Annotated in this window: 25 protein-coding genes and 6 pseudogenes; 15 read left to right on the top strand and 16 right to left on the bottom strand. The window is 67.1% G+C overall.

Annotated elements, in window-relative coordinates:
• Window positions 1–19: 19 nt before the first annotated feature.
• Window positions 20–451, bottom strand: a complete 432-nt coding sequence (locus OG698_RS45985) for a zinc ribbon domain-containing protein (RefSeq protein ID WP_406110269.1) — start codon at window positions 449–451, stop codon at window positions 20–22.
• On the opposite strand from OG698_RS45985, the gene OG698_RS45990 reads away from it, so the two are divergent.
• Together OG698_RS45990 and OG698_RS45995 are read left to right on the top strand one after the other, a co-directional pair.
• Entirely contained in the window at window positions 371–910 is a 540-nt protein-coding gene (locus tag OG698_RS45990) for an ArsR/SmtB family transcription factor (protein WP_406110271.1), read from the top strand. The genes OG698_RS45985 and OG698_RS45990 overlap by 81 nt on opposite strands.
• A gap of 17 nt (window positions 911–927) precedes the next feature.
• A pseudogene (locus OG698_RS45995) lies at window positions 928–2,187 on the top strand (MFS transporter); the annotation flags it as partial.
• 452 nt (window positions 2,188–2,639) lie between these two features.
• Here OG698_RS45995 and OG698_RS46000 read toward each other — a convergent pair.
• Window positions 2,640–2,909: pseudogene (locus OG698_RS46000) on the bottom strand (ATP-binding protein); the annotation flags it as partial.
• Window positions 2,910–3,103: 194 nt separating this feature from the next.
• Window positions 3,104–3,421 carry a hypothetical protein gene (locus tag OG698_RS46005; protein WP_406110273.1) on the bottom strand — a complete coding sequence of 106 codons (318 nt, stop codon included), beginning with the start codon at window positions 3,419–3,421 and terminating at the stop codon, window positions 3,104–3,106.
• A gap of 497 nt (window positions 3,422–3,918) precedes the next feature.
• Between OG698_RS46005 and OG698_RS46010 the strand changes: the two genes are divergently transcribed.
• Window positions 3,919–4,149, top strand: coding sequence for a hypothetical protein (locus tag OG698_RS46010; protein WP_406110275.1), 231 nt, complete (start codon window positions 3,919–3,921; stop codon window positions 4,147–4,149).
• Between the two features lie 108 nt (window positions 4,150–4,257).
• A complete protein-coding gene (locus tag OG698_RS46015; RefSeq protein ID WP_406110277.1) occupies window positions 4,258–5,298 on the top strand; it encodes a hypothetical protein in 1,041 nt (346 codons plus the stop codon).
• A 221-nt stretch (window positions 5,299–5,519) separates the two neighbouring features.
• Here the strand turns inward: OG698_RS46015 and OG698_RS46020 are convergent.
• The 4 genes and pseudogenes from OG698_RS46020 to OG698_RS46035 all read right to left on the bottom strand — a co-directional run.
• Window positions 5,520–5,726, bottom strand: a pseudogene (locus OG698_RS46020) (aminoglycoside phosphotransferase family protein); the annotation flags it as partial.
• A 618-nt stretch (window positions 5,727–6,344) separates the two neighbouring features.
• Window positions 6,345–6,491 (bottom strand): hypothetical protein, encoded by a 147-nt coding sequence (locus tag OG698_RS46025; protein ID WP_406110279.1) that lies wholly within the window; start codon window positions 6,489–6,491, stop codon window positions 6,345–6,347.
• A gap of 354 nt (window positions 6,492–6,845) precedes the next feature.
• Entirely contained in the window at window positions 6,846–7,019 is a 174-nt protein-coding gene (locus tag OG698_RS46030) for a hypothetical protein (RefSeq protein ID WP_406110281.1), read from the bottom strand.
• A gap of 111 nt (window positions 7,020–7,130) precedes the next feature.
• Window positions 7,131–7,767 (bottom strand): annotated as a pseudogene (locus OG698_RS46035) (HD domain-containing protein).
• A 505-nt stretch (window positions 7,768–8,272) separates the two neighbouring features.
• Between OG698_RS46035 and OG698_RS46040 the strand changes: the two are divergent.
• The gene (locus tag OG698_RS46040; protein ID WP_406110283.1) at window positions 8,273–8,437 is read left to right on the top strand and encodes a hypothetical protein; all 165 of its coding nucleotides are present in this window, start codon (window positions 8,273–8,275) and stop codon (window positions 8,435–8,437) included.
• 32 nt (window positions 8,438–8,469) lie between these two features.
• Here OG698_RS46040 and OG698_RS46045 read toward each other — a convergent pair whose 3' ends face one another.
• Window positions 8,470–8,943, bottom strand: coding sequence for an NUDIX domain-containing protein (locus OG698_RS46045; RefSeq protein ID WP_406110285.1), 474 nt, complete (start codon window positions 8,941–8,943; stop codon window positions 8,470–8,472).
• Between the two features lie 18 nt (window positions 8,944–8,961).
• Window positions 8,962–9,195 (bottom strand): sulfatase-like hydrolase/transferase, encoded by a 234-nt coding sequence (locus OG698_RS46050; RefSeq protein ID WP_406110287.1) that lies wholly within the window; start codon window positions 9,193–9,195, stop codon window positions 8,962–8,964.
• Between OG698_RS46050 and OG698_RS46055 the strand changes: the two are divergent.
• The 3 genes and pseudogenes from OG698_RS46055 to OG698_RS46065 form a co-directional block, all read left to right on the top strand.
• Window positions 9,192–9,355: pseudogene (locus tag OG698_RS46055) on the top strand (IS5/IS1182 family transposase); the annotation flags it as partial. The gene OG698_RS46050 and the pseudogene OG698_RS46055 overlap by 4 nt on opposite strands.
• A gap of 283 nt (window positions 9,356–9,638) precedes the next feature.
• Entirely contained in the window at window positions 9,639–10,793 is a 1,155-nt protein-coding gene (locus OG698_RS46060; RefSeq protein ID WP_406111658.1) for an RNA-guided endonuclease InsQ/TnpB family protein, read from the top strand.
• 381 nt (window positions 10,794–11,174) lie between these two features.
• Complete coding sequence (locus tag OG698_RS46065; protein WP_406110289.1) at window positions 11,175–12,683, top strand: DUF4246 family protein; 1,509 nt, start codon at window positions 11,175–11,177, stop codon at window positions 12,681–12,683.
• Between the two features lie 9 nt (window positions 12,684–12,692).
• On the opposite strand, the gene OG698_RS46070 is transcribed toward OG698_RS46065, so the two are convergent.
• Window positions 12,693–13,516, bottom strand: a protein-coding gene (locus tag OG698_RS46070) for an IS5 family transposase (RefSeq protein WP_406111660.1) whose coding sequence is annotated in 2 segments (ribosomal slippage) — window positions 12,693–13,168 and window positions 13,168–13,516 — 825 coding nt in all. Because the reading frame shifts where the segments join, the coding sequence is not laid out codon by codon here.
• A gap of 42 nt (window positions 13,517–13,558) precedes the next feature.
• On the bottom strand, window positions 13,559–14,143 hold the full coding sequence (locus OG698_RS46075) for a DinB family protein (RefSeq protein WP_406110290.1): 585 nt from the start codon (window positions 14,141–14,143) through the stop codon (window positions 13,559–13,561).
• Window positions 14,144–14,148: 5 nt separating this feature from the next.
• Between OG698_RS46075 and OG698_RS46080 the strand changes: the two genes are divergently transcribed.
• Entirely contained in the window at window positions 14,149–14,277 is a 129-nt protein-coding gene (locus OG698_RS46080) for a hypothetical protein (RefSeq protein ID WP_406110292.1), read from the top strand.
• Between the two features lie 498 nt (window positions 14,278–14,775).
• Here the strand turns inward: OG698_RS46080 and OG698_RS46085 are convergent, their stop codons facing one another.
• Window positions 14,776–15,384 (bottom strand): class I SAM-dependent DNA methyltransferase, encoded by a 609-nt coding sequence (locus tag OG698_RS46085; RefSeq protein ID WP_406110294.1) that lies wholly within the window; start codon window positions 15,382–15,384, stop codon window positions 14,776–14,778.
• Window positions 15,385–15,521: 137 nt separating this feature from the next.
• Window positions 15,522–16,097, bottom strand: coding sequence for an SMI1/KNR4 family protein (locus OG698_RS46090; protein WP_406110296.1), 576 nt, complete (start codon window positions 16,095–16,097; stop codon window positions 15,522–15,524).
• A 620-nt stretch (window positions 16,098–16,717) separates the two neighbouring features.
• On the opposite strand from OG698_RS46090, the gene OG698_RS46095 reads away from it, so the two are divergent.
• The 3 genes from OG698_RS46095 to OG698_RS46105 all read left to right on the top strand — a co-directional run bounded on the left by OG698_RS46095 (window position 16,718) and on the right by OG698_RS46105 (window position 20,363).
• Window positions 16,718–17,902, top strand: coding sequence for an IS701 family transposase (locus tag OG698_RS46095; protein WP_406110298.1), 1,185 nt, complete (start codon window positions 16,718–16,720; stop codon window positions 17,900–17,902).
• Between the two features lie 219 nt (window positions 17,903–18,121).
• The gene (locus OG698_RS46100) at window positions 18,122–19,399 is read left to right on the top strand and encodes an IS701 family transposase (RefSeq protein ID WP_406110300.1); all 1,278 of its coding nucleotides are present in this window, start codon (window positions 18,122–18,124) and stop codon (window positions 19,397–19,399) included.
• A gap of 379 nt (window positions 19,400–19,778) precedes the next feature.
• On the top strand, window positions 19,779–20,363 hold the full coding sequence (locus OG698_RS46105) for a GNAT family N-acetyltransferase (protein WP_406111662.1): 585 nt from the start codon (window positions 19,779–19,781) through the stop codon (window positions 20,361–20,363).
• A 126-nt stretch (window positions 20,364–20,489) separates the two neighbouring features.
• Here the strand turns inward: OG698_RS46105 and OG698_RS46110 are convergent, their stop codons facing one another.
• Window positions 20,490–20,753 (bottom strand): hypothetical protein, encoded by a 264-nt coding sequence (locus OG698_RS46110; protein WP_406110302.1) that lies wholly within the window; start codon window positions 20,751–20,753, stop codon window positions 20,490–20,492.
• Between the two features lie 242 nt (window positions 20,754–20,995).
• Between OG698_RS46110 and OG698_RS46115 the strand changes: the two genes are divergently transcribed.
• The 3 genes and pseudogenes from OG698_RS46115 to OG698_RS46125 all read left to right on the top strand — a co-directional run bounded on the left by OG698_RS46115 (window position 20,996) and on the right by OG698_RS46125 (window position 22,946).
• Window positions 20,996–21,745, top strand: a complete 750-nt coding sequence (locus tag OG698_RS46115) for a hypothetical protein (protein ID WP_406110304.1) — start codon at window positions 20,996–20,998, stop codon at window positions 21,743–21,745.
• A 160-nt stretch (window positions 21,746–21,905) separates the two neighbouring features.
• Window positions 21,906–22,631: pseudogene (locus OG698_RS46120) on the top strand (transposase family protein).
• Between the two features lie 69 nt (window positions 22,632–22,700).
• Entirely contained in the window at window positions 22,701–22,946 is a 246-nt protein-coding gene (locus tag OG698_RS46125; RefSeq protein ID WP_406110306.1) for a DUF2283 domain-containing protein, read from the top strand.
• 206 nt (window positions 22,947–23,152) lie between these two features.
• Here OG698_RS46125 and OG698_RS46130 read toward each other — a convergent pair whose 3' ends face one another.
• Both OG698_RS46130 and OG698_RS46135 read right to left on the bottom strand, forming a co-directional pair.
• On the bottom strand, window positions 23,153–23,680 hold the full coding sequence (locus OG698_RS46130) for a hypothetical protein (protein WP_406110308.1): 528 nt from the start codon (window positions 23,678–23,680) through the stop codon (window positions 23,153–23,155).
• Window positions 23,681–23,825: 145 nt separating this feature from the next.
• Window positions 23,826–24,137 (bottom strand): hypothetical protein, encoded by a 312-nt coding sequence (locus OG698_RS46135; protein ID WP_406110310.1) that lies wholly within the window; start codon window positions 24,135–24,137, stop codon window positions 23,826–23,828.
• Window positions 24,138–24,225 lie beyond the last annotated feature (88 nt).

Raw genomic sequence — 24,225 nt, forward strand, 5'->3', positions numbered from 1 at the left:
TTCCCATGACGGCGACTCGCTACGCCGCCGCGGCTTCGCGACGGACCAGCGCGGCCCGTAGAACGTTCAGGACGCCCACGGTGTCCGCGTGCGTGGTGTGGCCGCACGAGACGCAGTGGAACTTTTCCTGTGTGGGCCGGTTCTCCGTGCTGGTGTACCCGCATTCGGGGCGCTGGCGGGACGTGTTGCGGGGGGCCACGGCGATCGGCAAGCGCGGCGAAGGCCTGGAAGGCGAGACGACCGCCGGGGTCGTGGTGTCCAGGTTCTCGTGCAGTGCGATGAAGCCGAAGTCACGTGCTGGACAGACGATTTCGGGAGACCTAGCTAAACCCCCTTGCGCAATGGTCAAGAATCGTTGACCATTGCTCGCATGCCTACCGATGATCTTCCCGAGACGTTTCACGTCACCACGGACGAGCAGCTGCGCGCCGTCTCGAATCTCACGCGCCACCGGATCATGGCCGTGCTCCGCTTCGAGCCGGCGACGATTACGCAGATCGCCGAGCGGGTGGGCCTTGCGAAAGGGAGTTCCAGCTACCACGTGCGGCTGCTGGAGCGGGCCGGCCTGGTGAAGGTGGTACGGACGCGGAAGGTGCGGGGTGTCACCGAGCGGTACTACGCGATGGCCGCACGGTCGATCGAGCTGCCGGACCCGGGCGAGGGAGGGCCGGATGTGATGATGCGGCATGCGGTGGCTGACCTGGAGGCGTCGCCGGTGGATGGCGAGCGGCACGTGCGGATGGCGCATCTGCGGCTAACCGAGGAGCAGTTCGCGCAGCTGGGGGCGCGGCTGCAGGCACTGGCAGACGAGTACCGGGAGCTGTCCGATCCGTCGCTGCCCGACGCGTCACTCATCTTCGCACTGTTCCACCCGGCACCGCGGGAGCAGGCCGAGGGGGGCGCCAAGTGACCTCAGGCGTTGCGAAGTTGCCGACCGGGTTCGGACGGCTGTGGACTGCGCAGACGGTGTCCTCGCTCGGTGACGGGGTGTCGCATGCCGCGCTGCCGCTGCTCGCGCTGACGTTGGCGCGGGATCCGATGGCGCTCGCCGTCGTCACGGCCGCCGGGACGCTGCCGTGGCTGCTCTTCGGGGTGCTCGGCGGTGCGCTGGTGGATCGCTGGGACCGTCGGCGCACGATGTGGGTCGCGGACGCGGCGCGTGCGGTGCTGCTCGCGATACCGGCGGCAGCGGCCGCGCTCGACGTGCTGAGCATTCCGCTGCTCGCGGCCGTCGCCTTCCTGCTCGGCCTCGGCGGACTCTTCTTCGATACGGCTGCCACGGCCTATCTGCCGGATCTGCTCGGCCGCGACCCCGCACTTCTGGAGCGAGCCAACTCCCGCCTGCGCGGAGCCCAGACCGCCATGTCCGGCTTCGCGGGGCCGCCTGCGGGCAGTGCGCTGCTCGCGCTCGGGCGGGCGGTTCCGCTGCTCGCCGACGCGGTGTCGTTCCTGCTCTCCGCACTGCTCGTCCGTACGCTGCCCGCCATGCCCCGCCCCGTGTCGGAGGTCCGCGAGTCGCTGCTTCGGCAGGCGCGGGCCGGGTCCTCGTACGTGTTCCGGGACCGGTTGCTGCTCGGGCTCGCGCTCCGCCCGGCGGTCGGGAATGTCGCCTTCCTCGCTGTGGAGACTGTCCTCGCCCTCTTCGCGCGCGACCGCCTCGGCATCGACACCTACGGCTTCGGCCTGCTCCTCACGGCGGAGGCCGCCGGCGGTCTGCTCGGTGCGGGCATCGCCTCCTCCCTCGGCCGACGACTCGGCACCGGCACCGCATTGACCTGCACGGCCGCAGTAGAGGGACTCGCCATCCTGGGCCTTGCCGCCGCCCCGAACCCGTACGTCGCCGGTCTCTCGCTCGCCGTCTGCGGAGCGGGCATGGGCGCCACGATGGTGCTCGGCCCCTCCCTCCGACAGTCGATCGTCCCCGCCCACCTGATGGGCCGGGTCGCCTCCACCTCCCGCATGCTCGCTATGTGCGCCGCCCCGCTCGGCGCCTTCCTCGGCGGCTGGCTGGCCACCACCTACGACGTGCGCACCCCGCTCTACACCGCCGCCGGCCTCCTGCTCACCATGACCGCCGTCACCTCGACCATGACCAGCAACCGCCAGGTCCAGGCAGCACTGCGTGCCGCCGCACCGACCGATGCCCCAGAACACCCGGCACCCTTGGATCCCGCTCAGGAAGGTGCCATTCAGGGGCTCCACGAGGCCGTTGAGCCAGTGCCAAGTGATCGGATCCGGAAGCCCTTCGGGGTTGACCGGGTGTCAGGTGGATGTGCCGTTGAGGAGGGTCTCGGCCGCGGTGGTGCGGGCGTGGAGAACGGAGCGGCCGCAGCGATGGGCCGGGCGGTCCGACGTGGCGAGTGCGTCGATGGTGAAGTCACCACCCCCCACAACCAGGTTGGCGTCGCCGGAGTGGAGAAAGGGCACGGTCTCGGTCCAAGCACCGTCAACGGTGCGCTGGTCAATGACAATTGGCCGCGGTGAGCCGCCGGAAGGCGCGGGGTAGGGCAGCCTGTCCCGCCAGAGCAAGAACTCCTAGCGAAATGATCCCTTCTCTTGAGCGCAGACCCCCTGCTATCGCTCGGGGTTAGCTCGCCGGTCTCAGGTCCGGCGGGCAGCCTCAGGCGACGCAACGCCAGTCAGCCAGCGGCGGCCTGCTGCTCGGCACGGGCGCGTGTGGTGGCGAGGCGGTAGGAGCCGGCGCCGGTCTCGATGATGGTGCCGTTGAAGACGAGTCGATCGACGATGGCGGCGCAGAGCCGAGGATCGGTGAAGGTCTTGGCCCAGCCGTCGAACGACTCGTTCGAGGCGATGGCGGCGCTGTTCTTCTCCTCGTTCCATGTACCCGATTCGTCGATGCAGAGCAGGTCGACGCGGCCGTACCGGGCAACCACCTTAGTGGCGGATCGGCTGCGGCAATCGAGCGCACGTGTCGGTGGGAACCTGGCGACGGGCCGGGCGGATACTCGACGGGCGCCCATCGCCGGGTTCCCACCGACTTTGCTGGTCCGACTCGCGCCGCCACCAGGGGCTATCACGCACCGGCCGTTACCGGCAACAGGCCGCATCCCAGACATGAAGATCACGATCTACAGCTGGAGTACTAGGCAGAGGCCTCGACTTCAAGCGCCTCCATGATCACCGACCAGATTCGTTTCATCTCGCCTGCCTCAACGCGGATAGATGACAGGGGCACCCACATGCTGAGAGTGGACGGCTTGACGCCATGAACTTCCATACCGTCGAGGTTCTCCGTCCATTTTTCCCAGGTCGGCATTTCGACGATGAGGTGGCTCAAGAGGTCGTCGGTTGCCCACACTTGCGTGGCACACACCCGCACCTTCCCTGCGTTACCAGGAAGGATCAGTGTGACTTCAGGGTGCGGCAGAGGCACGTCGAACAGGCCTTTGATGGAGCTCATGGAGCCTGCTTACGTCAAGCCATTCGAGTGGTCGACGCGACGCTCCGATCGACCACCCAGACGGGTTACGCCGCGCTCCGCTCCGCTCCGCAAGCGGCAGGCCGAGGAGGGCGGCATGTCCGTGCTGGGCCTGGCAGTTGGGGCAGCGCAGGCCGAGCATGTCGAGGGTGAATGCGAGGGGCTGGTTGTACGGGCAGATGACGTAGACGCGGCGGGCGTTCGCCGTCGATGAGGCGGCGGGCCTGACCGACGGTGGATCGGAGTTCGTCGGCTATCTCGCGGATGGCGGGGTGTTCGTCGCAGAGCCATGGGAGGTTGAGGCGTAGGAGCTTCGCGTATCCGTCGACGACGGCCTCAACGCACCCGTACTCGGTGAGGGGACAGTCCTCCCGTTCGCAGAGGTCGGCGGCCCAGCCGGCGAGGGTGGAGGAGCGGATGCTGGCCTGGGACATCCGGCACTTTGGCCAGCCGGGAGTCCCAGACGAGGGGGAGCTCCCGTGGGCGGCGGTGAAGCGGGACAGGCGTTCTGGCCATGCTGCCTCGTAGTGGTGGGCTGCTCGCCGTACCCGCCCTGGCCGTCGTCAACAGCTCGTTCGGGCGAGATCGGCGCCAGGCTCCGCCACTCCGTCGGCACGGTCAAGGCGCATCTCTCCAGCGCCCTGGCCAAGCCCGGCCTCGACAACCACATGCAGCTCGCCCTCCTCGTCCATGACGCGGGCGCCCGCTGACACACGCCGCCCCCCGTCCGCCCGGCCGGTCCGACTCTGGCCAGGTGACCGGCAGGCGTGGACTTTCGGCCGATGTCCGCGCCGCCCGGCGTCCCTAGCGTCGACGTCATGCTCCACGAACTCGGACCACGTCACCGCCTCCTCCTCGCGGCCGCCCTGTTCCTGCTCGCCCCACTGGTGGGCGAGTTCCTCCTCGGCAACCAGCCGGTCACCGCGCTGCCCTCACTCGTCCTCCTGGCCCCGATGTACGGCGGCGGGGCCCTGCTGATCCGCGAGGCGACCCGACGCGCGGGGCGCGGCTGGCCGACGATGATCCTGCTCGGCGCGGCCTACGCCCTGCTCGAGGAGGGCCCGATCGACCAGATGCTGTGGAACCCGCACTACGGCGGCTTCGACATGGGGCTCGCCTACGCCGGAACCCATGTCCCGGTGCTCGGCGTCAGCGTGGAAATGGTCCAGGACGTGCTGTCGATGCACACGGTCTGGAGCATCTGCGTGCCGATCGCGATCGTCGAGACGTTCAGCCGCGACCGTACGCGTCCCTGGCTCGGCCCGGCCGGACTCGGGGTCACGGGCGTCGTGTTCGCCGCCGGGTCGCTGTTCCTGGCCTTCGCCCAGGCCGATTCCGAGCACTTCATGGCGTCACCGGCCCAGTTCGGCGGCGCGGCGGTCGTGATCGGCGCGCTGGTGGCGGCGGCGTTCACGTGGCGCCCCCACTCGGCCTCTGCGACCGGGCGCACCGCTCCGTCGTCGTGGGTGGTGGGCGCCACGGCGTTCGCCGCGTCCAGCCTCTACTGGGGCCGCGAGTTCCTGCCGGACGGGGTGCCGGCCTGGGGCACGGTCGGCGCATGGTGCGTCCTGGTCGCCGCGGTCGTGGCACTGTGCGCGTACTGGTCGCGCGGCCGGGGCTGGGGCGCGCGGCACCGCCTCGCCCTTGCGGGCGGCTCGCTGCTCACCTACGTGTGGGTGGGGTTCCGGCACGCGCGCGACATGGGCGTCCCGTACACGACGTCTCTGCTCGGCAATGTCGTCCTCGGCGTGGGCGCGCTCGTTCTTCTGGTGGGGGCGGCGGCCGTGGTGCGCGGCCGCGAGAGCGCGCACCACGGACCTGGAACCCGTACAGCGCTGATCACTGCGAGAAATGAGTGAGTTGAGATGCGAGACATCATTCTGGGCATGTCGGTTTCCCCCGACGGTTACATCGAGGGACCGGATCGCGACATCAGCTGGCACCGGGTCGACGAGGAGCTGCACCGGCACTTCGAAGTCATTTCATTTGGGGAGTCTGCAGTGGCAGGGCAAACAACGTGGGCAAGACGACCAGACGCCCCGGCACCATCGCCGAGCGTGACCAGGTCAGACCGCGAATCGGCGAGCAGGGCGTGCACCCACTGGTCTTCGCGTTGCTCGTTGTATTCGGCGTCGTTTCGCCAGGTGTCACCGTGGCCTTGAGCCCACAGCGTTGCCCAGGGCCGGACACCTTGGGCCGCTTGGTCTCGCAGGAAGTCGTGCATGGAACGCGTACGGCGCCCCAGCAGAGGGACCAGTCGGCGACGTTCGGACTCATCGAGACCGTACACGTACCCAACTGCATCTGACCCAGCGGTTTTTGGGCTGGCCGGCAGCTGACTGACAGCGCAGCCCCCGCTGGCCGACAGATGCCAGTAGGCGGGCGCCTGCATGGCCCATCGGTGAGCCTGGCTCCAGAGGAGACGCCCGCCAGGCTGAGCGTGCCACACGGGTTGAGGAGTTCCCCCGGCAGCCAAAGAGGCAGCGGGGGCACTCGGCGAAGCTCGCCGCTCAGTCAGGAGGCGTGGGACGCAACGGCTAGCTTTCCTGCAGCCATCCCTGGCCAGGCACGACGCCAGCCTTCTGAGTGTAGGTCAGAAGCCTAACGAAACCTCGATAGACCCCGCGTCCCGCAGGCGTTTGTCGTTCACGACTTGGGGCCCGGCGAAGCCGACCGAAGTCTGCGCCGCTCGTACCAAGCGGTCGACGAGGAGCGATGGGACGACGCGAGTGAAATCGGCCTATCCATGGACCTGGAGCCGGGGCGTCTCGCCTTCGCCGCCCTTCAACTGCGAGCCCCCGAGCCCGTCGTGACGGCGGCGCAGGAGGTCACCGACGCGCTCTTCGACCGCGCGCACGACTGCGTGGCAGGGCCATGGCCACCGCAAGGCTGGCCGATCCCACGGTCAGGAGAACCGCGCCCAGCAGCGCGTGGCCTGCCGCACCGTGTGGTGGGTTGAGCACATGCCGCCCATGCCGCCGGCCAGGAACAATGCGGCCATGTCGAGTCCGCCCGCGGCTCCCTGGGTGACGTGCAGGACGCCGGTGACCACCTGAGGGGGTGAGCGCGGGGAATAGCCCCGTGACGGACCAGCTCGCCACGAGGGCGGGTACGGCGGCCAGAAACCGGCGCCGGGAATCCTTGGGGGAGCCCCGCCCTGGGACGGAGGGAGACGGGGGCGCCGACCGGCGACGCCACCTCTCGGGGATGAGCCAGATCGCCACCGCGAGGAGCACGAAGACCCGGGTGAGGACGGAGAAGACGGCGGTGTCGGGGTGGGGGACCGACTGGACCAGCAGCCCCACCACCGCGGCGCCGGCGGCCAGGCCCACACTCGTGCCGACCGCCGTCACCGTGCTCCCTACCTGCGGGTGTCTCGCCGGGGAGAAGTCGACCAGCCCGGCCGCTAGCCCACTGATGGCGGTTCCCCCAGGCGATCGCTCGCGGCACCGAGGGTCAGGAGGGCACCGAGCAGCCCCACGACGTACACGGCGAAGACGACCGTCACCATGGTGACCGAGAAGTCCCAGCGCTCCCGGTAGAGGGGATAGATCGGTGAGGGTGCACTTGCAGTCGGCATCAGTACGACGGTGGTGACCGTCAGAACGGGGAAGGCGGCGCGTCGTCCCAGGGGACGAGGTCCGCGGAGGGAACCGAGCGGTTTCATCGGCACGCCGGGACTGCTGCTGGCTCACTGCGACCAGGGCGCATTGGTGATGCGCTCAATCACGGACGTGCGGTGGAAGCCGGGAACGAAGCGTTCCAGGTAGTCCGCATTGATGGTCCCGTACGTGGTGTCCGGACGGTCCTTGAGTCTCGACGAACGTTTGTACGAATTCTTCCTTAAAGTTTCCGCGCGGATGAGCGGCGACGATCTCGTCCACCTGGTCGCCCTCGAGTCCGTCCAGGCCCCAGCCGACCGCGTCGGTCAGAACGCCGTAGTTGGTGGCAGCGATCTCCGGGCCCATCCGGCCGGGAATCCCCGGCGTCGTGTGCAGCGCGATCGCCGTCCAGACCACTTCGGCGGCGCTCTCGGGGAACCCGCGGTCGAGCAGGAACTTGCGAGCGTGGTCGGCGCCGTCGAGCTCGAAACGCTGTTCCTCCTCGGAGAACGGGGTCAGGAGGCCGGTGTCGTGGAACATCGCGGAGATGTAAAGCAGCTCGGGATCGGGCTGCAGGCCCAGCTCGCGCGCGTGCAGGGAGGCGAAGAGAAAAACACGCCGGGAGTGATGGAAGATCAGGGGCGTGATCGTTTCCCGGAGGTGGCTCGTGGCCTCCGCCACGGCCGAGGTCTCGGGAATTTCCACCCCTGCGATGATGTCGGTCATGCGTCCCCTCTTTCCGATGCGATCTGTTACGAGTGGACTGTGCGTCCGTTGTTCTCATAGTCATTGGGGTTGACGCCGACCCGGTGGTTCCAACCTCCCCTGAAGTCCACGGTGATGCATGAGCCCCGGATCGTGAGGGGCATATTGATTGCGAGCATGCTGCACGGGATCTCCGCGCCGATGGGTGGCAGCATTGGCATGCTTGTTCCCTTGTCGAGCGTGCGGGCGTGGCCAGAGCAGACCTACCCTTGGATGCCGTCCGGCCGAGGCGAAACCACCACACCGTGCGGACGTCTGAACTCACACGCTCAGCGCAGTCGGAACGCACACGGCCCGGTACTCCAGGAGCGTCCCGGGGTGGATCAGCCCCGAGCAGTACCGCACCGGTGCCGGCGACTGCGGAGTCCGACGTCACCCACCTATCGCCGCACGACCTCGGAGGCTAGCGCGTGTCCAGCCGACGAGACCCCGCCAACTAGACGACGCCCGCTGGCGCATCGGCGCGATGAGCCCCCACGCGGCCCGCGAGTACGCGATCAGCGTGTGGGCGTACGGGATGCACACCGCCGAGCAGCCCGGCGAGCACCTGGACGACGACCTGGGGGAGTGGGACATGGCCCTGGCCACCCTGACGGCCGTGCGCGAACACCCGGCCCGGCGCGCCGATTGATGCGTGCCCGTCGCGGTGCGACCCGATGGCCCTCAGCGGCTGGCGGACGTTGTGCTGTCCACGGCCGGCGCCCGGGTTTCGGATACCAGGCGGGCGGCGAGCAGGAGCGCAAGCGGGCCCGCGGACAGAAGAAAGCGGCCCTGCTCTGCGCCGGCGAGCGCGGCGTCGAGGGGCCACCATTCCAGCTTGAAGTCCTTTTCGCCGTCGGTCAGTTCCTGGGGCCCGCGCGTGAGCCCCCTGGCCAGGAGCAGGTCGATACGGGCCGTTGAGTTGAGCGTCATGGCATAGCTGCCCAGATGCGTGAAGGAGGAGGCCGTGACTCCAGCCTCCTCCTTCAATTCCCGCCGGGCGCAACTGGCCGCGTGCTCATCGGCCTCGCGCCGTCCGCTGGGCAGAAAAACGTACTCGCCGCCGTGCGCGGGGAAGTCGGCGCTGAGGATCGCGACATGGTGTGCCTCGTCGAGCGCGACGACCACGCAGGCATCGCGGGTGGGTGTATCGCTCATGGGCGGTGAGCGTACCCGTCACGAATGCCACCAGGCGGCATACGGCACGGTCGTCACGCTGGGGTGAACTATGCCGCGTCCGTGGAAGCCATCGTCCCCGTAGGCGTCCCCGTGGTCGGCGCACAGGATCACCAGCCACGGCCCTCTCGCGGTGAGCTGGTCGATCAGGCGGCCGAGATGAGTGTCGGCATAGGCCAGGGCCGCTCGCTGGGAGGCGACCGTGTCAGTGCTCTGGCCGAGGTAGTGCCACACCGGCGACCGAGTGGCCCTGATGGTTCCGTATACTTCCATGCTCGACGTCCCGTACGAGCTCGTCGAGCATGTCTCCTGGCTCATCTACGCCCGAAGGCGTGAACTCCGATCGCCTTGGCGGAAGTTGAGCTGCTTCAAGCAGGCCCTGCTCACTGCCGTCCAAGCGGATGTGTCCAGGTGATCAAGCTGCGTAGAGAATAGTCGCGATCACCCACGGCCGCGGGGTTCCTGTGTCCAGGACCCGACTCACCCTCCTTTCACCGGATTCCTCCGAGGATGCCGCGGCCTTCAGGCCGGGGAGGAATCGGACTCCTGCGGAGCAGGGCAGGAGAAGCCGATTCGCCGGCAGGGCGGGTCGGCGTCCACTCGTCGTGGTGGTGAGGCGGCCCACATTGGATCGGAACTCTCAACTGTCAGTCCTCCCGGATAGGTTGCTGTTCATGATGACCGCGGTGCAGGAGACGGCAGGTGTCGGGCATGCCCGCTACACCTTCCGCCTTCGTGTGTCGTCCACCGCAACGGGCGCCCTCGAAGCGGAATGGGCGCGGTGTCGGTGGCTGTGGAATGAGTGCTGCGCCCGTTCGAAGAGGGCGCACGCTGAGAATGAGAAGTGTGGTCCGGCTCGGCTGGACAAGATGCTGACCGAGGCGCGTACCTGCATGGGCTGGTTGCGCGAGGGCTCCAGTGTTCCTCAGCAGCAGGTGATACGCGATTTCGCGAAGTCGAGGGCGAAGGCGCTGAAGGACATCAAGGCCGCTTTGCCGATGCGGCGGCGGGCCGGGATGCCCAAGTACAAGAGGAAGCACCAGGACGACTTGTCGCTGAACTACACCCAGCGGGGTTTTCGGCTCAAGGACGGCCGCCTGCACTTGGCAGGCGGCATCGCCGTGACGGTCGTGTGGTCGCGGGCCCTTTCGAAGCCACCCTCCAGCGTCCGCGTCTACCGCGATGGCACCGGAGTTTGGTACGCGTCGTTCGTCGTGGCGAGCGTGACCGAGACGCTGCCGGGAACCGGCCGGGTGATCGGGATCGACTGGGGTGTGAAGGAGACCGCGACCACCACCAGCGATGACCACGACCTTGCCCACCCGCAGCACGGGAAGAACGCCGCCCAGCGCTTGGCGCACTATCAGCGGATGATGTCCCGGCGTAAGCCGAAGCGTGGACACGCCGGATCGAAGGGCTACCGCGAGGCGAAGCGGCAGACGGCGAAGCTGCACAAGAAGGTGGCCCGGCAGCGTCAGGACACCGCCCGCAAGTGGGCCAAGATGGTCGTCCGCGATCATGACGCTCTGGCCGTGGAGGACTTCCGGCCGAAGTTCCTCGCGAAGTCCACCATGGCCAAGAAGGCCGCTGACGCGGCGATCGGCGCGACGAAGACAGCCCTGGTCGAGATGGGCCGTAAGCATGGCCGGTCCGTGCACCTGGTGCACCCGGCGCACACCACGATGGACTGCGCAGACTGCGGAGCGAGAACCAAGCACGCGCTGCCTCTCTCAGAACGAACGTATACGTGCACCGCGTGTGGAGTGTCCCGGCCTCGGGACAAAAACTCAGCCCGTGTGATGCTCGTCCGGGCTGGTCTCTGTCCCGGCTAGTGCTGGTCGTGTAAGACCTGTATCTCCGTCGGGGATCAGGCGACGTGAGCTAGGAATCCCCCTGCTTTAGCTGGGGGAGGTTTCAATATCTGTGACGGTGTGACAGGTCGACTACAGCCAGACCCGCTCAAGCTCCAAGACTCGCCATCGGGGCCCTTCGCGCAGCCGGAGTGAAGACATCACGGCCGGCCTGCGCCGCAACGCCTGCAACCTCCGCCTCCCCCTCGCACTCCTCGGCTTCGAATGAGCGCGAACCGGACATCATGCGACTACGTCGAAGCCTTGGCTCCCGGAACAGCGATGACAGGGACCAGGGCTGCGGTGTCAGTCTGCTGAAGTATCCTTCCCGCCACCGCACACCGACTGGGAGGACCAAGAGAATTGACTGGCCTGACTGCTTTCCCGCTGCCCTTTCATGCTTCCCGTTCCATATCGTTCGCGACACCCCGAACGCTGCGGGAACTTCAGATGATGCAGTGCAGCTCACTCATTCGGGCGAAGCCGGGGTGGTTCGACAAGATGAACGATGCCGACATCGTCGCCAGGTGGACGCAAGAAGCGGTCGCCCAGGGCCTCACCGAAGCGCAGGTTCGTTACGTACTTGCCGAACTCCTGCATTACGCCGCGCTGCGGGACGGACGAACCGGCGTCGAGGTGTCCGCCGTCGATGGGGTGTGGCAGTCGGACACGCTGGTCGACGACAAGCTCAGATCCCGGCTGTGCGAAGCGGTTCGGGTTCTGGAGCAGGTCCCCGAAGCAGAACAGGACTGGCATCCCGGATCCGACGGTCAGGTACTGGATCTGGTTCATCCCTCACTGTTCTGCCTGGTGAGAGAGGTGAGCGGTGCGCCCGAGAGGGCTTGGCAGAACCCGACGGACCGCTACTCGAGGTACGAATTCTCGGAGAAATTCCAGTGGCTACCCACGGACGTCGATGTCAGTGACGACGGCGATGTCGCCTTCCGTTCGTACGTCAACAACGTCCACCCCGAGACTCATCGCGAACTGGCCTCCGTCCTGCCAGACTTGTTCGCGCGCTTGCGCCCGCTGCTGGAGAACGTGCTCACCGATTTGCGGCACCCGCGGCCCCTGCGGATCGAGGCCGATCCTTACGGGTGGTACGAATCGGAGCCGGAGTATCCGCCCAAATCCTCCTACAGTGATGATGGGGCCCACGCAGAAGCCCTCCGTGCATGGGAAGAGGCCCAGGACGACTGGTGGGAAAACCGCCGCCCGGCCATCCCGGACGCCCCGGCCTTCACCCCGCCCGAGTTGCCCGATGAATCCGCCCGAGTCGACCTGCGCGGCCGCCGTCTCCAGGTCATCGTCAAGCTCGCCACCATTCATCTCACCCCGGACAAGCCCGAATACCCCGGCGGTTCCTGGCATGTCGAGGGGATGATGAACGAGCGGATCGTCTCGACCGGCATCTACTACTGGGACAGCGAAAACATCACCGAAAGCCAGCTGAGTTTCCGGGCGGCACTCGACGACCCAAACTACGAACAGAACGACGACAACGGCCTGCGTGAGGTCTACGGCCTGGAGAACGAAGACGCACTGAACCAGATGCTGGGATCGACGTCGACCCCAGCGGGCCGCTGCCTGGCGTTCCCGAACATCCTGCAACACCGCGTCGGCTCATTCCGCCTCACGGACCCCAGCCGCCCGGGATATCGGAAAATTCTCGCGTTCTTCCTGGTCGACCCGTCGGAAAAGATCGTCTCGACATCCGATGTGCCACCGCAACAACCATGGTCCGACACCTCGACCATGACGCTTGAACAGGCCAAGAACTACCGCGAACAACTCATGCAGGAACGCAAGTTCTTCGTCGACGAACACAACGAGCAGCTCTACGAACGAGAATTCTCCCTCTGCGAGCACTGAGAGGGTGTCTCACGTGGCAAGTTTCGGGAGCTTCTTGTAGCCGGTCAGGGCGGCGGCCAGGCCGAGGAAGGCGAGGAAGTGCGAGCCCTTTCGTTCGTATCGGACGGTGAGGCGGCGGTAGCCGAAGAGCCAAGCGATCGACCGTTCGGTCTTCCAGTGGTGCCGACCGAGGCGTTCGCCGGACTCGATGCCGGGCCGCGCGGTGCGCGCGACGAGCCCGCGCTCGCGCAGCCAGGCCAGGTGTTCGGCGGAGAAGTACGCCTTGTCCGCGCGGAGTTTGACGGGTCGGCGCCAGTGTGGTCCCCGGCGGGACCGGACGGCGGGTATGCCGCGGATGAGCGGTTTGAGGGCGAGGCTGTCGTGCATGTTCGCGCCGGACACGGCGACGGCGAGGGGGATGCCCTGGGCATCGGACAGCACGTGCAGCTTGCTGCCCTTCTTGCCGCGATCGACCGGGTTCGGCCCGGTCAGCGATCCCCCCTTTTGGCGCGGACGGAGGCCGCGTCGACGATCGCCGAGGTCCGGTCCACCTCGCCCGGGGCCCCGAGTTCGTCCAGCACCGCCCGGTGCAGCCGACGCCACAGGCCGGCCTCGGTCCATACCGTGAGGCGGCGATGCGCGGTGGGGGGTGGGGGCGACGTGCCGGACGTCGGCGGCAGATGCCGCCAGGCACAGCCGCTGGTCAGCGCGTACAGCACTGCCGTGAAATCGGCCCGCTCGTCACACGGAGCGGTCCCACCACCTTGCGGACGAGCAGCGAACGACGGCAGCAACGGGGCGGCCAGCTCCCAGAGTTCATCAGGAACCAGACGCTTCGACAGATCAGCACCCACGACCGGCATGCCGCACGAGCATCAAGTCACGTGAGACAACCTCTAAGCCTTGATGGGTGCGGCCGACCTGGCGGCCTGCTCGATCTTCGCGCGGTAGGCTGCACGGGCTTCCTCGTCGATCTGCTTCTCGAGTTCGGCGCGCAACCCGGTCCGGCCGTCGAGGCCCTCGCGCAGGATATCGGCGTGCCCGGCATGCCGGATGGTCTCGCCGAGGACATGGACCATGATGGCGAACAGGTTCGTGTTCGGATAAGGCTCCGGCCACCACGGCACGTGGCCGGGGGCGTCGAGGGGAAGCTCGTTGATCGTCGTGTCCGAGTGTTCCCACGTGCGCCGGTAGAACCCGATGATCTGATCGCGGGTCTCGTCCTCGGTCGCCCACTGATCGCTGCCGTTGGAGTCCTGCCACCGGGGCAGCGGTTCCGGGGAAGGGCGGTCGAAGACCTCGCCGAAGTACCTGGCCTCGACGGTGGCCACGTGTTTGACCAGGCCGAGGAGGTTGGTCCCGGTCGATGTCAAAGGTCGGCGGGCGTCGTATTCGGACAAGCCGTCGAGTTTCCAGAGCAGCGCCTTGCGGTCCCGCCGCAGTCTCCCGTGCAGGTTGTCTTTCGCGAATTCATCGATCATGCGGCATGAGCCTGCCATGGGCTGCTCGTGGTCTCAAGATCCCGTACGTGGTCCGCAACGACTGGCAGAGCCGAGGCTTGGCCATGGCCGCCGCCCTGACCTGCTACAAGAAGCTCGCGAAACTTGCCTCGTGAGACAACCTCTAAGCCCGGAGAGCTGGCAGGCGTCAGACGTGAATTGGCCTCCTAACTGCGCCTTTGATGCCGGTAGGAAGCCCGTCACAGTGTGCTGGGCCGTCTCTGGGCCGTCAGGCGCCCACCTCTCTTCGCCCCGGCTGGCCGCGCCCGGTGGCGCCGCTGCGTGCATGCGGGGGGAAGCGAGAATGTCATCCGCGGGCCAAAGGCATGCCTCCGGCGGGGACGCTCGGACTCTGGGATGGGAGGGGAGGGGCGTCGTGCGCGAGTGCCGGCCGGTTCGTGGTGAGCGTTGTGTGCTCCCATCCCGTCCACCGTCGCCCCAGGCAGAGCTGAGCAGACGCGGCCCGTGGCGTCCAGGTCGTTCGTACAGTGGCGCGCTCCACCTGGACGCCAGGAACCACGCCCGATCCACGGTGTGTGGGTCGACGGCGGACGGGATGGGAGCTGGGGTGAGTGGTGGGTTGAGGAGGAGGTGGGGGCATGGGTGAGAGAGCGTCAGCGGGATCGGCGCAGCACTGCCCAGCTGCCCCATCCCGCATTGGCTTCGACAGCCTGCCAATCGCCCGGCAAGGCATCGGCGACGTCTGTCGTAGGCAGGTGCAGGGGGCCGTCCTCACCGAGTTGGTTGATCCACAACAGCACGCCGTCCGGAGCTAACACGCGAACGATCTCGGCAGGAAACAGCAGCATGTCGATCGCGGCGATGGCTGACACTTGGGCATTGGTCAGGGGGAGCGCGGCGGCATCGGCGCGGACACGAGCTGGTGAGCGGCCGACAGCTTGGTGGAGCATCTGTTCGGAGAGGTCGACACTGATCACGCGGGGGAACTCGCTGCGGAGTAGCTCGGTGAACAGCCCTGTTCCTGATCCGAGTTCTAGGCACACGCCATCAGGGAAGGGTCCGCCACGGTCCAGAGCATCACGCAGCGGTTCGTCTCGACCCGTTGCCAACGTGGTGTCCCACTCGGCGGCCATCTGATCGAACTGGTCGGCGATGAAGTGGGACGTCTTGCCATCCCAGGACCGGCACCCAACAGCCAGCTCGCGGGCAAAGACGCGGAACACCTCGGCCGTTCCCCTTGAAGGAATTGGCTTGCCGTCCAAGCTGGGCCAGATGCGAGGCAAGAAAGAAGTCACGAGCCCATGTCAGCAGAAGCAGGCCCTGCATGGATCGACCCCGGGGTGGAACGCGACTTGCACCCCAGGGTGGAGCTCGTCAGGAAGCCGCTGTCAGCACCAGTCTAGAGCGAGTCCGGCACCTCGAACGTGCTTGGGGGCAGCTCTTCGCTCACCCAGGAACCCACCCACGACTCGTCCTGCAACTTTCGCGACTCCAAGAACTGGTCGGTCAGACGCCCACCGAGCCACGCCTCCAGCCACTGAGGGAAGGTCAGATCCAGCTTGTGCCGATCCCCTTGATCCCAGAGCCACATCTGCCCCTCGGGGTGGCGGAAGTCCAACAGCATCCCCGACATCTCATGTTCGAAACAGAAGAACAACACCCCAGCGGGTGTGGGTGGTGGGTCCGTTGGGGCCAAAACACAAGTGAGGAACTCGACATAGCCGACGAGCATGGCCCCTGACCCGGGCCCGTCGAGCAATGGGTAGAAGCCGCTGAACGGGCCGATACCTCCGTCGGCTACCTCAAGATAGAGACGACGCACCAGCGGTGGTAGGGGGTAGCCCACAACTCGCTCCACCTCCTCGACGGCGCTGAGGGAAGCGGGTTCGGGCACCGTCACCTCGGAAGGTTCATCGGTTGGGCGTCCCGCCCTGACCCGGGCCCGGACAGCCTCGAACAGTTCGTCATCGGTCATGTCGCACTCCTCCTGGGCTAGGCGGGCATTGTCCCGGCATAGCGCGGCCCACGACCCGCCGTAGCCCGCACCTTTAAAGATCTCTAGCCGGTGCCTGACACGAGCACAGCGAACCCAGCCGGACGGAGCGAGCCGCCCATGCCCCGCCCGGGCCGTCTCTGGGCTGTGGGAGGACGCTCAGCGATGCCTAACGATGACAACCGCCCACACCTCGAAGGCAGGTCACGTCACGGATCAACTACGCATCCGCTGGCGGAAGTACCGCTGTCCAAGTTGAGGAACTCCAGAGGTCTCCAGGTACGCGAGAGCTCCTGGCCACCTGGACCCATGAACCACGCCCGCTCCACAGACGTGTGGGTCGACGGCGGACGGGATGGGAGCCGGGGCAGCGGGGGGCGAGGGACCGACTGTGCGTCGGACCGACTCTTCTGGCGGACGTCGCAAGGGCCTTGATGTTGTGTTAGCCGATGGCGTCTGACCTGGGGAAATGCCCAACTCGTCGCAGTTCCTCAGGCGAAGGGTCCCTCGTACTCTGGCTCCGCACCTGATCCGAGAAACAGACCCTAGTACTGCAACGGTCTTTGGCGTGACTGGTTGCCAGGGTGGTCGTTGGTCTGGTCATGGGTGGGGTGTTGGGTGATGTGAGGACGTGGGCGTCGGGTCTGGGTGAGGTGCATGAGTGTTTTGTGCACCGGTTTGCTCGGTCGGAGCCGCGGGAGTCGGCCCTGGCGTATATGCGGGGGCTGATATCTCCGTTGGAGCGGAAGAACGGCTGGACGCTGGCCGAGGAGGCCGGTCACGCGGCTCCCGACCGGATGCATCGGCTGCTGAACCGGTGTGACTGGGACGCGGACGAGGTCCTCGACGACGTCCGCGACTATGTCGTCGAGCATCTCGGCGACCCGGAGGCCGTCCTGATCGTGGATGACACCGGCTTCCTGAAGAAGGGTGTCCGTTCGGCCGGGGTCCAGCGCCAATATTCCGGGACGGCGGGGCGGACGGAGAATTGCCAGGTCGGTGTCTTCCTCGCCTATGCCAGCGCTCGCGGCCGCACGCTGATCGACCGCCGGTTGTATCTGCCCACGTCATGGACCGATGACCGCGAACGCTGTCGGGCCGCAGGCATCGAGGACACGGTCGCCTTCGAAACGAAAGTGGTCATTGCCAAGGCGATGGTCCGCCGGGCGATCACCGAGAAGATCCCGTTCCGGTGGGTGACCGCGGACGCCGCTTACGGCTTCTCCAAGGGCTGGCGGACCGAGCTCGAGCGGGCCGATGTTTTCCACGTCATGGCCACCACCCGCCACGACACCGTCGTCACCCGCTGGGCCATCGATCATCCTGTCCACGACCTGTTTCCCGGACTTCCCAGGCAGAAGTGGAAACGCCGCTCCTGTGGCAACGGTGCCCACGGACCACGCGTCTACGACTGGGCGAGGGTCGAGGTCCGGCCCTGGCACCGCGAAGACCGTCGGCACTACGTGATGGCCCGCCGCAGTGTCAGCCGGCCCCAGGAGATCTCTTACTACATCGCCTACTGCCCAGCAGACACCACACTCGACGAGCTCATCCGCGTCGCTGGCAGCCGCTGGGCGGTCGAGGAATGCTTCCAAACCGCCAAGCAGGAATGCGGCCTGGACGACTACCAGGTCCGCCGCTATCCCGGCTGGCACCGCCACATCACCCTCGCCATGGCCGCCCACGCCTGCCTCACCGTCCTGCGGGCCCGCGCACTCGATGCAGGGAAAGCAGAAACGGATCCTCCCAGCTCATCCCTCTCACCCTCCCCGAAATCCGACGCCTGATCACCCGCCTCACGCACCGCTGCCCGGCCTCCATCGGCCACGTCCTGCACTGGTCACACTGGCGCCGACAACGCCAGTTCCAAGCCCGTGCCAGCCACTACAAACAACGCGGCCACACACCACCCGAAACTGCCCACCAGTCACGGCAAAGACCGTTGCAGTACTAGTAGGACTCCGTTAGGTCTTTCGGTCGGTCGTGTTCAGGAGCATGGTGAGTGTGTGGACGCACATGAAGTGAACCGTGCTCGGGCGAAGTTGGCGTTATTCGTGGCTGATGTGTTCGCGTCGGTGCCGCGCAAGGATCAGCGGGCGAAGGGTGACTGCTATCTGCGGGGACTGATGACGGACGGTCGCCGCAAGTCCATCCAGGCCATGGCGGAGCGGCTGCCGGACGGCAATGAACAGAACCTGCAGCAGTTCGTGAACCAGTCGACCTGGGATCCGGTGCCGGTGCGGCGGCGGATCGCCGAGCGGTTGGTGCCGCTGATCGGCCCGGATGCCTGGGCGGTCGATGATGTGTCGTTTCCCAAGGACGAACGGATGTCGGTCGCTGTCGCGCACCAGTACTGCGGGGCTCTGGGCAAGCAGGCGAACTGTCAGGTCGCGGTGAGTGTGCACGCGGTCTCCGATGTCGCGTCCTGTCCGCTGCAGTGGCGGTTGTTCGTGCCCCAGGAGTGGGCGGACGATGCCGGACGGCGGCAGAAGACCGGGATACCGCAGGAGGCCGGGCACTGGGAGAAGTGGCGGCTGGCCCTGGACACCTTCGACGAGCTGGCCGGGTGGGGGCTGGTGCCGCCGGTGGTGGTGGCCGACGCCGGCTACGGGCAGAACGCCGACTTCCGCGACGGCCTGAGCGAGCGGGGCATCAAATATGTCGTGGCGGTCCGTTCGGACGTGACCGTCCATCCGCACGACGCGCAGCCCACCGCCCCGGCGTGGTCCGGCAACGGCCGCAAGCCGCAGCCCCGCTACCGTGACAAGGCGTCCTCGGTGGCCGCGCTGGCGGCCGGCCATGGGCGGCAGGCGTTCACCGAGGTGACCTGGCGGGAAGGCTCCCGCGGGCCGATGCGCTCGCGCTTTGTGGCGCTGCGGGTGCGGCCGGCCGGGGTCAGGGCCCGCCGTCTGGCCCAGGCCGCCGCCACCGCCGAACACGGCTACTGGGACGGTGTTCTGCCCGAAGTGACGCTGCTGGTCGAATGGCCCGAGGACGCCCAAGAACCCACCGGCTACTGGCTGTCCAGCCTGCCCGCCGACGCCCCGCTTGCTGAACTGGTCCGCCTGGCCAAGATCCGCTGGCGCATCGAGCACGACTACCGGGAACTCAAGCACGGCCTCGGCCTGGACCACTTCGAGGGACGTTCCTGGGCCGGGTGGCATCACCACGTCACCCTGGTCACCGCCGCCCACGCGTTCCTCACCGAACAGCGCCTGGCCCCAAAAGCCGATACAGCGGACTCAGCCTCTACCAGATCCTCGACGCCATCCAGGACCTGCTGAACTGCTGGACCGGCACCTGCACCACCTGCCACCGCCCCTTGCCCAGAACATCCACCGCCAGCCAGAACCCAAGATCCAGAGCGACCTAACGGAGTCCTACTAGTGCTCTGCGAGGTCGTTAAGTCCGTTTCTAGTAGTGGCCTTGAGCGGTTGGGTGGGGAAGCCTTGGCGTCCGAGGCAGCTGCGTGTGACGTTCATGTCTGGGCCGTCGGTGGGCAGGCCGAGTAGTCGTGCCGTTCGCAGACCCTGAATGTCTGGTCGGGGGTGCTGGTTGAAGGCATGCACGATCTGCTGGTAGGCGGTGCCTTGGCCGTGAGGGCCGGACCGTGATCGGATATTCGGTGTTCTGCCCGCCCCATGAGGACACAAGATGGTGCGCATGACTTTGGCCACCCCCATACTGCACACCGCTCGTCTGCGACTGCGACCCTTCACCGACGCCGACGCGGACCCCCTGTTCGCGCTGCACAGCAGCACCCACGTGATGCGCTACTGGGACTCCCCGCCGTGGACCGACCGGGCCCGCGCCGAGCGTTTCATCGCGATGTGCCGGACGATGGCGGACGAAGACACCGGGGCGCGGGTGGCCATCGACCGTGCTTCTGACGGAGCCTTCGTCGGCTGGTGCGGTCTGACCGGATGGAACCCGGACTACCGCAGCGCGTCGTTGGGCTACGTCCTCGACGAAGCGATGTGGGGCCACGGCTACGCGACGGAGGCCGCGCACGCCGTGCTGCAGTGGGCATTCGACACACTGGACCTGAATCGAGTTCAGGCCGAGACCGATACGCGCAACGTGGCATCTGCCCGGGTCCTGGAGAAGGTCGGATTCATGCGTGAAGGGACGTTGCGGGAAGATTGCGTCGTGAACGGCGAGGTATCCGACTCGTGGGTGTTCGGGTTGATCAGGCGAGAGTGGCGGCCGGCGGCCGTGCCGATACCGGCCCGCAAAGAGCGGCTTTAAGTCCGTTTCTGGTAGCGGCCGCGTCCAGGCTGAGTGAGGAAGCCTTGACGGGTGAGGCGTCCGAGGTGGCTGCGGGTGACGTTCATGGCTGGGTCGTCGGTGGGCATGCCGAGGAGCTCGTGCAGCTCACGGACCCGGAACGCCTGGTCGGGGTGGGTGTTGAAGGGCGTTCACGATGGCCTGGTAGGCGGTGGTCAACTCAGGCGGTTCGGTTCCTGCCGGTGCGACTTCTGCGATGACCTTTCGGGCAGTGGCCAGATCGGCAAGCCGTCCTTCGGTTTTGGCCAGGGCGGAGGTCAAGCGCTCTATCTGGTCGTGTAGTTCACCGGCCCGGGCGGTGGTCTCGTCGTGCTGGGCCTGGAGGTCTGCCAGGAGTTCGTTGACGTTCATGTGGCCAGTCCGAGGGTGTCGCGCCAGGTCGGACTCGGGGTGGTGAGGCAGCGGGTCATGTTCGCGATGGGCATGCTGAGCTGGCCGGATGCAGGCAGGGGACGGCCTGGACGAGACCGGCAGCTTGACGCGAACCCCCAGCGGCTCCAAGAGACCCAATCCGCTTGTGTGATGGGATGCCCACCGGCGCCACGCGGTTGCGTCGCGACAGCTGCAGGAACGAGGGAAGAGGGAGAGGGGTCATGGCGAGCGGGCACGAGACTCACGGGGCAGCCTTCAGCCCACGGCCGCTGCAGACGCGCGCCCTGACCCGTGAGGCCGGGCAGGCACGGCAGCTCCTGGCCGCCGGGGAGTGGCGCCCTGCCGCGGCGGACTCCCAAGCGGCAGCGGCCGTCCTGGACCGCCTCGCGGCCCCGCTCCCGGCCCGGCGGGCAGCGACCGCACGGACGCTGGCCACGGACCGCGACCGGCGACTCCAACGCCTCCTGCGTACTACCCTCCACCACCTCGACGCAGGCACCGTCAGCCCGCCCACAGCCGCCCTCTTGGCCGCAGTCGCCCGCGCTTTCCTGCCTTGGCACGCCACCCCGAACCCTCCGGGCGCAGCGGCGGCCCCGAGATACGGGACCCCGGCGGGGACGGCAGACGGCACGACCGTGCCACCGACAGAGGCTGGCGAGGCCCTGCTCCCCGATTTGATCGCACTGTTCGCCGTGCTGGCCTCGACAAGCCTGCCCGGGACCGTCCCGCTCACGCCCCCGGTCGAACCCTGGCAGGTCCGGTACGCGGGCCGCTTCCGTCGTTATGGCAGACCCGCTTTTGGGGTGTGGACGGCCGAGACCGTCGCCTGCCCGGCATGCGGGGGTATGGCCGGCCCGTGGACCGTGACCTGCGACTGGCGCCTGATCTCGCTGGGCTGCCCGTGCGGGGTGGTGACCCACGAGCACCGCCTCGCCTTTTCTGAAGTCTGGCTTCTTCTACCGGACATGTGACCAGGCGTCGTGGCTGACCGCCCGCACAACGACGCTCAGTGAGGCTTTTCGAACCTGGCTGTGCAGCAAGCCGATTGGTCCAGGGCGGCGTTGAGGAAAAGATGAAGCTCATGGTGGATGGGTTGTCGACCAAGATCAAGCTGACCGCCCGGAGCTTCACGTGCTTGTCTACCCATCGGGGATCCATCTGTCCAGCTCGACCCTGCGCTACCTGTCCGACCTGCTGGCGCCGCCTGACCGCGGACCGACAGGCCCTGCTCGCCTTGGCCCACCTGCGCTGCGGGCACACGTACGCCCAGCTCGCGGCCGGCTTCGGGATCGGGCCGGCCACCGTCTGCCGGTACATCGCCGAGGCGGTTGAGGTCCTGCCCGCCCTCGCCCCCACCCTCCAGCAGGCCATGACCGTCGCCGCCAACAAGGCGTTCGTGATCCTGGACGGCACCCTGCTGTCCATCGACCGCATCGCCACCGACCGCCCCTACTACTCCGGCAAGCACAAGCGCCACGGCATGAACGTCCAGGTCATCGCCGATGCGTTCGGACGCATGCTGTGGACCTCACCCGCGCTGTCAGGTGCCGTTCACGACATCAAGGCCGCACGCACGGCATCATCGAAGCGCTCACCCAAGCCGGCTCCGGACGTGGGCAGACAAGGGATATCAAGGAGCTCGGGCACGATCCGGGTGTCTTACCGGGGCCGTTGGAGCACGCTCCCAGCCGGGAAGCGGCGGTGAACTCCTCCCACGCCAGGATCCGAGGCGCCGGAGAACAGGCCAATGCCACCCTGAAGAGTTGGCGGCTCCTGCGCAAACTGCGTTGCAGCACCGCCCGCATCACCGACATCGTCACGGCTGTCCTGGCCGTGCACCTCGCCACGGCAGCCTGAGGTCGCTGCGGCTGGAGGCATGGACAAGGACAGCGCCGCCATCAACGACAGCAAGGGAGCCCGTTCACCGTGGCAGACGTCAGAGTCACCTACGACAAGACGGTGGACGCAGCGTACGTGTACCTCACCGAACCGCAAGCCCGCGTGAAGTCCGCGCGTATGTATCCCTGCGATCCGGTGGACGTTGACGCCATGATCAACCTCGACTTCGACGAGCAGGGCCGCCTCATCGGCATCGAGGTATTGGCGGCCAGTTCAAAACTGCCCGAGTATCTGCTCCAGTCCGCGGAGCGGCTGGATACCGAAGGTGGATGAATGAAACAGTCGAGCACCGCGCTCGCGGCGACCGCGGTGCGCCTTGCAGCAGGTTGGAAAAGGCTCAGTCTCACGGTCCGCTTCATATCGGCTGCACTATGAGGTGAACCGCAAGATGCGGCACGCCAGCAGGTCAGCGGGCTAGGCCACGGACAAGGCACGGCAGCCACCAAACACGAACTGGCCCGATGCGTGTCGCTGGGCCGTCAGGACGCGTTCTCGATCGCTTGTCGGGCTGCGCCGGTGAAGGCGGTTCGCTTGACCAAGCGCATCATGGGATTAGGGCCAAGCTCCGGATCGCACAGTTGTACAGCCCTGCGGCTGTCGCCGATGTTGCCGTCCAGCACCTGCATGATGGTCCCGAACTCCTTATTTGCGTAGAAGTAGAGTTCTGCTGCCTCCGTATCGATGGACGACGGGCCGTGCAGGCAGGCGACGTGGAGGGCGTGGTCGAGTCGCTTGAGAGCCGATAGGACTTCGCCGGCCTCCGGGTGCATCGGGGCGTCCCCGTTTTGCGGCGGTATAAGCCTCCACATCGCGTCGATCGCGAACCATGTTTCTGTCGAAGCGGAGAGCAAGTCGGCATACGCCGCACGACGTGCCTCCTCACGGGCACGCACTCGCGCAGCCGCAGCCTGCCGACGCTGCAACCGGAGGGTGATGGCCCCGGTCAAGCCAGCCGCGAAGAGTGTGGAGAGCGCCGTGATCAAGGCGACTGCGACGGTGTCTCGCATGGCGTCAGTCTTCCGTATCTGAGCCCGACTTGACGCTCTTACGGAACACCTCATCGACGACCTTCCTCGTACGGAGGACGGACTCGTCGTCAGGCGATGGGTGACGGGGCGCGCGGGGCCCGGGGAGTGATCTTCTGACGTCTGGTCATGCGGGCTGCCCCTGCTTTTCAAGGTCTGCCCGAAGAGCTGTGTCGATGGCGCGCTGAACGATCGAGCGCAGCTCCTCGGGGGACAGGTGGTGCTCCCACCGGGCGTCGTGGTGGGCGCAGTGCAGGATGCTGCTGCACCAGCCGTTCGGTGTAAGAAGCAAGGTCTCGACCGATGGCTTGGCGCGGCAGGAGCCGTGGCGTTGATCGGCCAGTTCGATCTCCGACAGCGTGCGTACATGGCGTTCCGCAACGTTTCGCAGGGATAGACATGTTGGGCACCCCGTCTGCTCGCGGCGCAACTGTGCCATGGCGCAAGGGCGACATGTGCGACCCCTTGAACGACGGCCGGGGAGGCCGGAAGATCCAGTGATCTTTCGCTCTTCGCCGCGTCTCAGG

The organism is Streptomyces sp. NBC_01003 (assembly GCF_045162695.1).
In the GTDB taxonomy this organism is placed as follows: domain Bacteria; phylum Actinomycetota; class Actinomycetes; order Streptomycetales; family Streptomycetaceae; genus Streptomyces.